Raw genomic sequence first — 11,967 nt, 5'->3', positions numbered from 1 at the left:
CCCCACTGCGGGTACCGGGGTCAGGCGAAGGTGAGGACGTCGACCAGCGGCCTGCGCGGTGTCGGAGCAGGCCGGTAGCCGTCGGGGGAGACGCCGATGCGCAGCACCACCTGGGGCACCCCGGGGTGGCCGAGCAGACTCCCGAGCAGCCGCCTGCCCGCGGTGATCTCGGTGATGTGGGTCAGCGCGCAGGTCGACAGGCCGGAGGCGGTGCATTCCAGCAGGGTCGCCGAGAGCGCCTCCCCGGTGTGCAGCCAGGTCAGCGGGGTGTCGGCGGTCGCGGTGAGCACGGCGAGCCGGGCGTGGTCGCGCAGCTCGCCACGGCGTGGCCCGCCCGGCGCAGCGGGGAAGTCCCTGGCCACGCCGACTCTGGCGAGCTCGGATTCGGACACCAGTGCCGAGGGGGGTACCCCCTCCGGCATGTCCGGATGGCCTGCCCACCAGCGGATTTCGTTCTGGTACTCCATGTCGTAGCGTCGTAGCGCACCGGACTGCTCGGAGGCCACGGAGAGCCGGACCCGTGCGGCTTCGTCCAGCACGTCGAGGGTCAATTCGTGGGCGCTGACGAGCTCGTCGAGGACCAGCCTGGTCGAGGCCCAGCCGCTCGGCTCGGCCATCGGCAGCCGGTCGGTGTAGCGGTATTCGATGGCCTCGGCACGGCGGTACACCGCGACGGGTGGGTCCGGCCACGGCGTGAACTCGAAGGTGGCCAGCAGATCCGGGGTACCGAGCTCGGGCAGCCGCACCACGTCGGCACGCCAGCGATGTGCGGCGAACGCCGTGCGCACGTGGTGCAGGACGGCGCCGCAGCTGATGACCGCCTGGCGAGCGTGCGGGTCGGCGGCGGCGAGCTGACGGTCGGTGTCGCGGTACAGGTGCAATCGGGTGCCGTCGAACCGCCAGCGCCACGGCTGGGTGTTGTGGATCGACGGTGCGCGGCACCCGATCCCGATGGCGGCGCGGATGGTCGGACGGTCGGGGACCACGGGGGCTGGTTCATCGCTCATCTCTCGATTCTGATCCGTGTCACCTCGTCACCGAGACGGCCGTTGCGCCCGTTCGGACGGGACCAAATACCCTGCCGGGCGAGGTCACCCGGGTGCGCGACCAGCACCGGGCATTCCGCGCGCTGTACCAGCCGATTGCTGGTCGAGCCGAGGAGCAGACCGCGGAACCCGCCACGACCCCGGCCGCCGACCACGAGCAGGCTCGCGGATCGCGACCACGCGGCCAGCCGTTCGCGCGGACCGTAGAGTTCGATCTCCCGCCGGACCACGACCGGATACCGCTCGGACCATCCAGCCAGCCGTTCGGCCAGCAGCGCTTCCTCCCCGGTGCCGAAATCGGGGATGGGCAGCTCGAGATAGCTGGAGCCGGCGAAACCGCCTTCGGACAGATCGCTCCAGGCGTGCACCGCGACCAACTCGGCGCCGCGCTCGGCGGCCTCGGCGAACGCGGCGGCGATCGCCGGGTCCATGTCCGCGGTCATCGGCGTGTGGATCGGGCCGGGATGTACCGAGCACACGCCGCGAATCCGTTCGCCGTGCGCGGCGCCGCCGCGGGCGGATTCGCCAACCGCATCACCACGGCACACGCCCTCGGACGTCGTCCGGGCGGGGGAGAGCACTTCGCGCTCATCGATCGTGCCGGGCCTCGGCGACGCGGGGTAGTGCCCTTGGAACCCGGCTGATCGCTGCCCGAAGTCCCTCCGGCCTGGGTCGTCGTGCCCTAACCGTCGCGCGCGGCGGCTGCGAACGTAGCGGACAGACCCCTTCGACCGAGGACCGACACCATGAACCGTGGACTGCCTGACGACAAGACCGTGATGGCCGCGCTGACGCTCGCGGGCCGCGCGCCGTCGGTGCACAATGTGCAGCCGTGGCGCTGGCGGGTCACCGACCACAGCATCCACCTCTATCTGGATCCGGCGCGGACGCTGCCCGCCACCGATCCCGATCAACGTGACGTGGTACTCAGCTGCGGTGCCGCCCTGCACCACCTGGCGGTCGCGCTCACCGCAATGGGGTGGGCCTCGGTGATCCACCGTCTTCCCGACCCCGCCGCGCCGGAGCATCTGGCATCCCTCACGCCGGTCCGGCACCGGCCCACCGCGCACGAAGTCGAGATGAGCGCCGCCATCACGACGCGACGCACGGACCGGCGCCGCTACACCTCCTGGCCGGTACCGCCGGGATATCTTTCGCTGCTCGCCGAGCGGGCCGCCGTGTTCGGCGCGGTGGTGCGCCCGGTCGAGGACCGGGAACGGGTGCGCGCCGCGGTTGTCGCCGCGGGCCGCAGCCACACCGCCGACGACGCCTACCGTTATGAACTCGCGGTCTGGTCGGGCAGGCACGGCAGCGCCGACGGTGTCCCCGCCAGGAACGTGCCTGCGGCCCGGCCCACCGACGAGCTGCCGCCGCGGGCGTTCGCTGGGGCGCAGCTCCCGGATCCGTCGCGGCTCCCCGATCACGCCGAGCTGCTCGTGATCGGCACCTCGGCCGACGATCGCCGCTCGCGACTGCGCGCGGGAGAGGCGATCAGCAGCATGCTGCTGACGGCGACCGGGATCGGGATGGCCACGTGCCTGCTCACCGAGCCGCTCGAGCTCACCGAGCAGCGTGCGCAGATCCGCGACGAGCTGCTCGGCGACACCGTGAACCCCCAGGCGTTGCTGCGGATCGGCTGGGCGCCGACCAGCGCCGCGGTGCCACCGCTCACTCCCCGGCGACCGGTCGAGGACCTGCTGCTCACCGCCGACGAGGTGTTCCCATGACCGGACGGCAGGTTCCCGACGTCGGCACCGTCCGGGCGGTCGTAGAGAGCGCCGCGCGTGCCCCCTCGCTGCACAACAGCCAACCGTGGCGGTGGCGCTGGGACGGCACCACCGCCGATCTCCATGTCGACGCCGAGCGGCTGCTGCCCGCCACCGACATGTTCAACCGGGAGGGTGTCCTCGGGTGTGGCGTGGTGCTGCAGCACGCCGAGGTGGCCTGGGCCGCGGCGGGCTGGCACACCCGCACGTCCCTGTTTCCCGAGCCGACCGTGCGCGCGCATGTCGCCGCCGTCGAACCCGTCGAACCGCGGCCGCCCACCGCGGCCCAGCGGTGCCTGGCCGCCGCGATCGGCCGCCGCTACACCGACCGGATGCCGATGGACGCCCCACCGGAATGGCTGACCACCAGCCAGGTACTGACCTTCCTCGCCCACCGGTTCGGCACCACCGCGACCTTCCTCGACGCCGACCAGGTGACCGAATTGCGGCGGATCTCCGCCCTCACCACCAGGGTGCGCCGCTACGACCCGCGGTATCAGGACGAACTCCGCTGGTGGACAGCGGGACCGGAGCACGGTGCCGCGGGCGTGCCGAGCACGGCGCTGCCCGGATGTGCCGAGGTGCCGCTGAACCGGGAGTTCCCGGTGGGGACACTCGACGCCGACCCTGCCGCCGGGGGAGCCGACGACGCCGCCGCGGTGGCGGTGCTGTCGACCACCGGCGACTCCGCCGTGGATCTGCTCGACTGCGGTCGCGCACTGTCGGCGGTGCTGCTCGACTGCACCCAGGCGGGCCTGTCGACGGGCACGGTGACCCATGTCGTCGAACTGCCGTCGGCCCGGCTGCTGGTGTCCGAACTCGTGGGTCAGCGGTTTCCGCAGGTCCTGGTGCGGATCGGCGGCGCGCGCACGCCCGCACCGCCGCGCACACCACGCAGGCCGGTCGACAGCATGCTCGAGCTCACGGCAGGGCCTCAGGTCGCCGCGGAGTAAGAGCGCCGCGGTGCCGAGCCGGAATGCCCGTCGCCGCGTCGCGAAGTCGGTCAGCCGGGCGCCGGCCTGCCGTGTGCACGGCCGGCGCGGTACCGCCCGAGCCGGTGGACGCACCGCGCCACATCGACGCCGCCACCGCGCACCGAACTCACCCGCGCCCGCGACTTGCCTTCCGGCCGGAGCCGATCGACCTCGAGGGCGAGGTCGACAGTCGGATTGCGCGTGACGGTGACGATGGGATACGGAGCGGGCGCGGACGCCATCGGTGCATCTCGCTCAAGGATGGATGATCTCGGCGGGCGCGTGCGGCAGGGCATGGGTATCGGCGATCCGGCCCGACCAGTCCCGCACCGCCTGCCAGTCGGTGAGCTCGCCGTACCGGGCGCCACCGAGCACCCGATACAGCGTCCGCGCCCGCAATGAGACGCCTGCCCGCTCGTACCGTCCCGCGAAGGCGCGGTAGCCGCGTGGCCGCAGCCGGTCGAGCAGGGTGGCGATCCGGCGCGGGGTCCGGCGGCCGAGCAGGTGTCCGATCGGTCCGCGCAGCGCCGGCCCGAGCCCGACACTGAACACCCAGCATTCCTTGTCGACCAGGGCGGGCAGATTGTTGCGGAGGTAAGCGGTGGCGGCGGGCAGCAGATCCATGTCGTGCACCGCGCTGCCGAGGACCACGACGTCGACCGCGGTGAGGTCGGGCGCGTGGGCGATGTCGTGCAATGTGGCGTCGGCACCACGGGCGCGCAGATCGTCGGCGATGAACTCGGCGATGTCGCGAGTGGAACCCTGCTCGGTGGCGTACAGCACGGCGATGCGAGGTGAAGAAGTCGAAGTCATGCAGTCAGCGTCGCTCGAGGCGGGTGGCCCCCAGCAGTGCCGAGGTACCCGGATCAAGGGGGACCAACGCGCCACGGGCAAGGACTTTCTGCCCTGCACCAGGTGCGGGCCGCGGCCGACGATCGAGTGATGTGCAGTGATTCCACGCCCGCGATCGCCGTCACCGGAGTGAACAAACGCTTCGGCCGCACCACGGCGCTGCGCGAGTTCGACCTCACCGTGCGCACCGGTGAGGTCCACGGGTTCCTCGGCCCGAACGGTGCGGGCAAGACCACGACCATCCGTATCCTGCTCGGTCTGCTCCGCGCGGACGCGGGCACGGTGCGGGTGCTCGGCGCCGATCCCTGGTCCGATGCTGTCGCGGTGCACGCGCGGCTGGCGTATGTGCCGGGCGAGGTCGCGTTGTGGCCGGGGATCACCGGTGGTGAGACGATCGACCTGCTCGGTGCGCTCGGCGGCGGGATCAACCCGCGCCGCCGCGCCGACCTGCTGGCCCGCTTCGAGCTCGACCCGGCCGTCAAGGCCCGCGCCTACTCCAAGGGCAACCGGCAGAAGGTGGCCCTGATCGCCGCGCTGGCCTCCGACGCGGAGCTGTTCCTGTTCGACGAGCCGACGGTCGGTCTCGATCCGCTCAAGGAGGCGGAGTTCCGCACCTGCGTCCGCGAACTCGTCGGCGAGGGCCGCACGGTGCTGCTGTCGAGTCACCAGCTCGCCGAGGTGGAGGCGCTGTGCGATCGGGTCAGCATCATCCGGGCGGGCCACCGGATCGACACCGGCTCGCTGACCGACCTGCGTCGCTTGCGCGCCACCCTGGTCACCGTCGAAACCGAACGCCCCGCAACCGGATTGGCCGATCTGCCCGGCGTGCGCCATCTCACCGTCGAGGGCAAGCTGGCTCGGTTCGAAGTCGACGGCGGCAGCTACGACGAGGTGCTGCGCGCACTGGCCGCGCTGGGGGTGGTCGACCTGACCAGCGCCAGACCGACGTTGGAGGACATCTTCCTGCGGCACTACACCGACGCACCGGCAGTCGTCACACCATGACCACCGCGCTCGGACTACCGACAGCCCACACCGCAGGCGTGGGTACCCTGATGCGCTTCACGCTGCGCAGGGAACGCTGGATCGCGCCGTGGTGGCTGGCCGGCATGGGCGCGCTGATGGCCTTGCAGGCGGTCAGCAGCCAGAACTTCTACGACACGCCGGCGAAACTCGCGCAGTTACGGGTCACCATGGGCGGCAATGCCGCCGCTGTCGCGATGGGGGGTCCCACCCGGCTGCTCGACACCATCGGCGGTGAGGTCGTCTTCGAGATCTTCGCCTATCTGGCGATCACCGTCGCGCTGATGAACATGTTCGTGATCGGCCGCAATACCAGGGCCGACGAACAGAGCGGACGTGCCGAACTGGTCAGGGCGGCCCGGGTGGGCCGTCGCGCTCCGCTGCTGGCGGCCCTCGGCGCTGCCCTCGTGATCGATGCCGCCGCGGCGGTGGTGGTCGCCGCGGCGGCCGCGCTGAGCGGGCTACCCGGTCCGGGATCGGTGCTGCTGGGAGTCGCGATCGGGGGTGTCGGCATCACCTTCGCGGCGGCGACGGCCGTCGCGGCCCAGGTGTTCGAGAACCCGCGCGCGGTCTATGGCGCGGTCACGCTGCTCGTTGCCGCCGCCTATGTGGCGCGGGCGGTGGGCGATGTCGGTCCGCAGGCGCTGTCGTGGACCTCCCCGATCGGCTGGGGCCAGCGCACCTACCCCTATGTCACGGACCGCTGGTGGCCGGTGGTGATCTTCGCGGTCGTGACGTGCGCCCTGACCGTCACGGCGTTCCTGCTCGCGGAGCGGCGGGATTTCGGCGCGGGGTTGCTGCGACCCCGCACCGGGCGCACCGGCGCGTCCCGGCTGCTCACCACGCCGCTCGGTCTGACCTGGCGCCTGCAACGCGCGAGCATCGCGGCTTGGGCCACTGGCGTACTCGCGGTCGGTGTCGCCTACGGGTCCTTCGCCGACAGCATCGAGCAGTTCCTGCGCGACTACCCTGAGATCGCTGCCTATCTCGGCGGCGACACCAGCGAAGCGGTGAATTCCTATCTCGCGCTCACCCTGTCGATACTGGCCCTGCCCACAGCCGCCTTCGGGGTGACCGTCGTGCAGCGCGCCCGCGCCGAGGAACTGTCGGGCCGGGCAGCGCTGGTGCTGACGCGTCCGGTGAGCCGAGCCCGCTGGCTCGGCGCCTACCTGGTGGTGGCGATGCTGGGAACCGCCCTTGTCCTGATCGCGGGCGGTCTCGGCGAAGGTATCGCCTACGCTCTCACCGCCCACGACCCCGGGCAGGTACCCCGCATGGTTGTTTCCGCGGTGGCGTATCTGCCCGCAGTGTGGGTGGTCGTGGCCGTGGCGACCGCGTTCTTCGGCCTGCTGCCGAATCTTGCGGCGCCCGCGGCCTGGCTGTACTTCGGCTATGTGGCGGTGGTGACGATGTTCGCCGACGCGTTCGACCTGCCAGCCTGGCTCGCCGCGGCATCCCCACTGCGGCACACCGCCCTGGTTCCGCAGACCGCGCCCGAACCGCTGATGCTCGCCGCGCTGGTCGTCGCGTCCGGGCTGCTCGCCGGTGCCGGGCTGCTGGGTGTGCGGCACCGCGATATCGCCGGGTGAGCGCGCTCGCCGCGCCGAAGGCCGTCGGGTCCCGACAAGATCGAGCAGATCGGCCCGGTCGCGCGGGACTTTCGCCCCTGCTGCGGGACAACGGCTTTCGACGATGCTCGAAAGGGCAGACAGAGAACGGAAGAGGTGTTCGCGATGTCGACGACGACGTTCCGCACCGACGCGTGGTCGGTCCACGCGGCGCGCTGGTGGCGCTGCCGCCCGTGGAGCACGAACTCCCTGATGAGCTGGCCGGATCGCACGGTCGCGGCGGTGCGGCTGTTCGTCCTGGTTCTCGGGGTGGCGATCGTGCCGCTGGCCGCGGCGCTCGGCACCTCCGCCTATTCCGACGACGCCGCCCGCATCCGAACCGAGCGCGCGCTGACCACGACCGTTGCCGCCGAGGTCATCGAGGCGCCACAGTTCGACGACGCGCACGTCCGGCGGGCGCCGGTGCTGTTCGCGGGCCCGGCGGGTCCGGTACGTACCACCGTCGAGGTCTCCCGCACGATCAGCCGGGGTGACGTCGTCGAGGTGTGGCTCGACCAGGCAGGCACCCCGGTCGACGAGCCGCGCGAGCCCGGTGCGGCAGTCGTGACCGGTGTCGCGGTGGCCGCCATGGTCATGGCCTGCACCGCCTTCGCCGGCTGGTGCCTGATCACGGCGACGGTGGCCGCCACCGCACGCCTGCGCGGCAGAGCCATCGACCGCGAATGGCTGGCGATGCAGCGCGCGTGCTGAGCCCCCTCACCCCAGCAGCCCCCGACCCGCGCTGCACCTCGGTCGGCTGATGCGCTAGCCGCGCTCCGCGATACCGAGCCGGTCCAGGGCGCTTGAACGCCAGCGCTCGGGTCTGCGCAGCGCGATCGCAGACATGATGGACTCGGCGGCCTCGTTCGCAAAATCGGCTTCAGTGCGGGCGAGTTCGAGCTGGCGCCCGCCGAGAGTCCCGCAGAGTTCGGCGGCGTCGAAGTAGTGCAGCCAGTACGGGTCGTCGGCCGGGCACGAGTTGGTGAACGCGGCGCGAGCGTTGTCGGCGGCGCGCTGGAACGCGGCCGGGCGACCGAGCTTCGCGTACGCCCACGCTTCCCTCGTGCACAGCAGTGCGCGCGTCGTCGGGGTGATCGACCTGCCGACCAGGTCTCGCGCGAGGCGGACGAGTTCGAGTGCGTCGGTTGGTGGCCGTCGAGACCATGTCGTATACCTCGGAGAACTGGCCGACGACGGCTTTGCGGCGCAGGCCGCCACCGAACTTGTCGTCCCATTCCCGGAAAAGGCGTGCGGCGCGTTCGAGCTCGTCGAGTTCCTGTGTGCCGGTGCCGGTGATGACCGGTGCGGTTGCGGCGGTGTCGCGCTGTTCGCGCAGCCACCGTTCCAGGGGTTCGAGGAGGTACGTGCCGGCGACGACCCCGAGCAGGGTTGTCGCGACTTCGCGGCGATCCACCAGAAGGTCCTTCCGTGCGAGATCGTCAGCGACGTTCTCGCACGATGACTTCCAGATGGCAGGGTCGTCGTCGACTTCGAGGGCGCAGGGCGCCACGGCTCGCTGTGTCTGCAGTTTGTGGAACAGGATTCGCTGCGCTCGAGTTGCAGCCGCGAGGATCCGGTTCATTCTCGCCGCATGTTCTGGGCGCAGCGTGATCGTTTCCTTGCGGTTGCACCACTTCTTGATCGTGTTGATGTGAATGCCGGCGCGCACGGAGAAGCGGTCGAGTGACAAGTTCACTGCCTCGCAGGTCCGCCGCATCTGCTCCCGTCCAGACATTCATAGTCGACTCCTGGTCCGCAACGTAGGGGTTTGTGCCAGCGTGTACCGGCCGTGTACCTGAACGCATTCCGCGTGTACTGCCGTGGACTTCCGGGACTTGCGGTCGAGCGGCAAGGTTGGAATCAGCGGTCGACGTCAGATGACCACCATCTCTGACGCCGACCGTATCAACTTGGTACTTCTTACTCTAGGCGGTCCAACGCTGACCGGTAAATGCCAGATCAGCCATTCTCCGGGGGGCGAAGTTCCAAAAGCTGAAGCGGATGGTGCTGGACGAGCGTGCCGTGCCCGTCCCGGCACGGGGGCGATGGCGTCATGGCGGCAGCGGACATCGTGTTGACCAGGGTGCAGACGTGGATTCTCGAGTCACTGGCGATCACCGATATCCACGAGGCCGGCACCACGACTACCGATCTGGCACGCGAGCTCGGCCACGGCCGGTACTACACCGGCGTGTACCTCGACGAGCTGCGGGCGATGCGGTTGGTGTGGTCGAAGGACACGGCGACCGGAGCGATCTGGCGGCCGACGAAACTCGGTCACGAAGTGGTCGCAGCGCGTTCGCTCGTTCAGCAGGCACGCGAGTCGGCCGAGTCTTGCTGCGGTAGGGCGTCATTTTCGCGTAGCCGAGTGGAGCCATCCGTGCCGGACGACGTCACTGGCGGTGAGCGGTCATCGGAATGCGCTCCGCCGCATGCGCAGTTGGATCTGTTCGGCTGCGCAGGCTGCGTCGCGGACCGGGATCACCACATCGCGCATCGAGCGGGTGCGTAGGACGACCGCAGGGCCGGAACCAGCCACAAACCGCGTTGCTCCGTCGGGTGAGCTGTGCCAGACCGAGGCGGCGGAGGTCGGCACCGAAATCGGCCAGACCGCGATGATGTCGGAAAAGGGTAGCTGGGTGATCGTAGGGGGAGGGGAACTGATCGGTCCGTGCCCGAGTTTCCGTGCTGTAGAACGCCATTCGATGGCATGCAGCCGAAGCCAGACCGATGTGCCACGTGCGTGGCTGCCGACCATGCCGATTCGGGTGGTGAGGTTGATGTCGACGTCGGTGTCAGCGAGGTCGGGCTGCATCGAGACGAGCCAGCTCGCGATGCCCACGGCGGTAACCCCGATAATCGGCAACACGAAGGAGGCGACCAGTCCTGCCTGGTCGAACTGGTCGACGCGTTGCTGATTATTGTCGATGTTCGACTGGATTGCGACGCTCGTGAAGAACTGCGCTAGTCCCGTGAGTATCGCGAGCGCGATCCATACGCGGGGATTCTTGATTCCGTGGGTCCGCACCCAGCACACTGCGGATACCGGCGGAATGGCCAGTGCAGTCATCGCGACGGGAATCAGCCACTCCGGCTCCTCGGCGAGGAGTGTGGACCTGAACTGCAATGCCCAGACTCCAACGACTGTCAACGGAACCAGGACAATCCCGATTGTCAGGCCGAGGCCGACCCCCAGCCAATCCTGTCGAGCCCGGGAAGCGCGCACCGGATCCGCCGGAATCCTTGCCCGGTACCCGGTCGTAGTCTTTACCAGGAAAGCCCCTAATGGCACTCGCTTCACCGTTGCTCGACAGCTGCCGACTTGAATATTCCATCAAGTATATCGCGCATGGCGATAAGCCAGGTAACTGAGAATTCTACGATTGCGTCCATATCATCGACCAGTCGTGCAACCTTGCTCATGCACCATGATATCTTCGTCAATACCTGCCCGATGACGACAGGCGTTGCTGCACCTGCTGTCAATGACAATTCGAGCACGACGGATACCAGCGTGCCCGCTAGCCCGGAGAGGATGTCTCGCACTGCTGTCCGGATCCCGGCGATCAGATGTCCGACCTGCTCCGCCAAGGTTGAAATTCCTTGAGCGGCTTCGCTCATAGATCCGAGGAGATCGTCGAGTCGAGTAGCCTGCGCCCGGTAGGCTTCGGCGGCGAGGCCGGCCCAATTCTGTGTTCCCGAGGAGACTCGTGTGCTCAGCTCGCCCCGGACGGTCGCGGTCTCGGTGCCGACATTCGTCCAGAACTCGGAGAACCCGGCGATGAGCATCGGTGAACCGGTCATGCCGTCGAGAACCTCGCGCATCGGTGCGACATGCTCTAGCATCCAGGAGAACAATTGCCCCGCAACGTATCCGATGGGATCGCTCCCAGCTGCGAGTAGGTCGAGCGAGGCTGCGGCAGCACCGGACGTGATATTCAGAAGGTCGCCTTCGCCCAGTCCTTGATTGAGTTGCGTTACCGCTTCATAAAACGTGATGCCGGAATAGTGGTCGGAATTCGTTGTGTACAAGCCGGATCGATCGGCTACAGCATCGGTTACCGGACTCAGCAAAGCCTCGTTCGGTGCCAGTTGGTCGCTCACTCGGCAACCTTTCCGGAGTGATCGGTGGCCTGAGCCTCTTGCTCGCGAAGATTGTGGGCGAACTCGCCATCGACTTGGTCGTAGGTATTGGCGCGCGATCTCGCATCTCAGCCTGTGCCTGGTGCAGGCAGCGCATGATCTCGCTGGCGACCTCGCCGGGATCTATCCCGCGAATGACCGAGCTCAAAGTGATCGCGGTCGGTATCCCATTGCTGTCCACAGTCACCGAAATGCCGCCTCCTCTTCGGGTGGCCTGGGCGGAGACTGCCGACATCGCACTATTCAACTGCATGTAGCGCTGCGCAGTATCGCTTATCGATGTTGCGCGCCTATCGAGCTCGTCGGCGGACCAACGGTTTCCAGTACTCATCGTGCTCCTTGTCGAATGGCAGAATTGCACCATCTCAGGGGTTCCAGTCGATGGATCTTTCCGGACGTGGCAGAGTTTCGAGAAGCGATAGCTCCCTGCCGCTGCCGTGCAGCCTTTCTCTCGACCCGGACCGTGCGGCCCCATCAACCGCACCACCGCAACCTTGCCACAACACCCCTGCCTGACAACTTCCGGCGAAACCCGCCGCTACCTACGTTGGACGCG

Annotated in this window: 12 protein-coding genes; 6 read left to right on the top strand and 6 right to left on the bottom strand. The window is 68.9% G+C overall.

Annotated features, from left to right (window positions below):
* Nucleotides 1-20 precede the first annotated feature (20 nt).
* Nucleotides 21-1,007: an Acg family FMN-binding oxidoreductase gene (locus ACFOW8_RS26255; protein WP_378554197.1), complete on the bottom strand. Its 987-nt coding sequence runs from the start codon at nucleotides 1,005-1,007 to the stop codon at nucleotides 21-23.
* Nucleotides 1,004-1,489 (bottom strand): universal stress protein, encoded by a 486-nt coding sequence (locus ACFOW8_RS26250; RefSeq protein WP_378554196.1) that lies wholly within the window; start codon nucleotides 1,487-1,489, stop codon nucleotides 1,004-1,006. The genes ACFOW8_RS26255 and ACFOW8_RS26250 overlap by 4 nt, the downstream gene beginning before the upstream one ends.
* A gap of 303 nt (nucleotides 1,490-1,792) precedes the next feature.
* On the opposite strand from ACFOW8_RS26250, the gene ACFOW8_RS26245 reads away from it, so the two are divergent.
* Both ACFOW8_RS26245 and ACFOW8_RS26240 read left to right on the top strand, forming a co-directional pair.
* Complete coding sequence (locus ACFOW8_RS26245; protein WP_378554195.1) at nucleotides 1,793-2,773, top strand: Acg family FMN-binding oxidoreductase; 981 nt, start codon at nucleotides 1,793-1,795, stop codon at nucleotides 2,771-2,773.
* Nucleotides 2,770-3,765, top strand: a complete 996-nt coding sequence (locus ACFOW8_RS26240) for an Acg family FMN-binding oxidoreductase (protein WP_378554194.1) — start codon at nucleotides 2,770-2,772, stop codon at nucleotides 3,763-3,765. Before ACFOW8_RS26245 ends, ACFOW8_RS26240 begins: the two co-directional genes overlap by 4 nt.
* Before the next feature lie 276 nt (nucleotides 3,766-4,041).
* Here the strand turns inward: ACFOW8_RS26240 and ACFOW8_RS26235 are convergent, their stop codons facing one another.
* Nucleotides 4,042-4,599 carry a flavodoxin domain-containing protein gene (locus ACFOW8_RS26235; RefSeq protein WP_378554193.1) on the bottom strand — a complete coding sequence of 186 codons (558 nt, stop codon included), beginning with the start codon at nucleotides 4,597-4,599 and terminating at the stop codon, nucleotides 4,042-4,044.
* Between the two features lie 129 nt (nucleotides 4,600-4,728).
* Between ACFOW8_RS26235 and ACFOW8_RS26230 the strand changes: the two genes are divergently transcribed.
* From ACFOW8_RS26230 to ACFOW8_RS26220, 3 genes are all read left to right on the top strand, one after another.
* Entirely contained in the window at nucleotides 4,729-5,643 is a 915-nt protein-coding gene (locus ACFOW8_RS26230; RefSeq protein WP_378554191.1) for an ABC transporter ATP-binding protein, read from the top strand.
* 38 nt (nucleotides 5,644-5,681) lie between these two features.
* A complete protein-coding gene (locus tag ACFOW8_RS26225; RefSeq protein WP_378554190.1) occupies nucleotides 5,682-7,250 on the top strand; it encodes an ABC transporter permease in 1,569 nt (522 codons plus the stop codon).
* A 144-nt stretch (nucleotides 7,251-7,394) separates the two neighbouring features.
* On the top strand, nucleotides 7,395-7,979 hold the full coding sequence (locus tag ACFOW8_RS26220; RefSeq protein ID WP_378554189.1) for an Rv1733c family protein: 585 nt from the start codon (nucleotides 7,395-7,397) through the stop codon (nucleotides 7,977-7,979).
* 169 nt (nucleotides 7,980-8,148) lie between these two features.
* Here ACFOW8_RS26220 and ACFOW8_RS26215 read toward each other — a convergent pair whose 3' ends face one another.
* The 3 genes from ACFOW8_RS26215 to ACFOW8_RS26205 all read right to left on the bottom strand — a co-directional run bounded on the left by ACFOW8_RS26215 (nucleotide 8,149) and on the right by ACFOW8_RS26205 (nucleotide 11,372).
* On the bottom strand, nucleotides 8,149-9,003 hold the full coding sequence (locus ACFOW8_RS26215) for a hypothetical protein (RefSeq protein ID WP_378554188.1): 855 nt from the start codon (nucleotides 9,001-9,003) through the stop codon (nucleotides 8,149-8,151).
* A gap of 675 nt (nucleotides 9,004-9,678) precedes the next feature.
* A complete protein-coding gene (locus ACFOW8_RS26210; protein WP_378554187.1) occupies nucleotides 9,679-10,494 on the bottom strand; it encodes a hypothetical protein in 816 nt (271 codons plus the stop codon).
* Between the two features lie 71 nt (nucleotides 10,495-10,565).
* The gene (locus tag ACFOW8_RS26205; protein ID WP_378554186.1) at nucleotides 10,566-11,372 is read right to left on the bottom strand and encodes a hypothetical protein; all 807 of its coding nucleotides are present in this window, start codon (nucleotides 11,370-11,372) and stop codon (nucleotides 10,566-10,568) included.
* A gap of 17 nt (nucleotides 11,373-11,389) precedes the next feature.
* On the opposite strand from ACFOW8_RS26205, the gene ACFOW8_RS26200 reads away from it, so the two are divergent.
* A complete protein-coding gene (locus ACFOW8_RS26200; RefSeq protein WP_378554185.1) occupies nucleotides 11,390-11,668 on the top strand; it encodes a hypothetical protein in 279 nt (92 codons plus the stop codon).
* Nucleotides 11,669-11,967: the final 299 nt, after the last annotated feature.

The organism is Nocardia rhizosphaerae, assembly GCF_042650365.1.
In the GTDB taxonomy this organism is placed as follows: domain Bacteria; phylum Actinomycetota; class Actinomycetes; order Mycobacteriales; family Mycobacteriaceae; genus Nocardia; species Nocardia rhizosphaerae.
The sequence above is the reverse complement of the archived record's forward strand: the minus strand, read 5'-3'. Positions and strand labels throughout refer to the sequence as shown.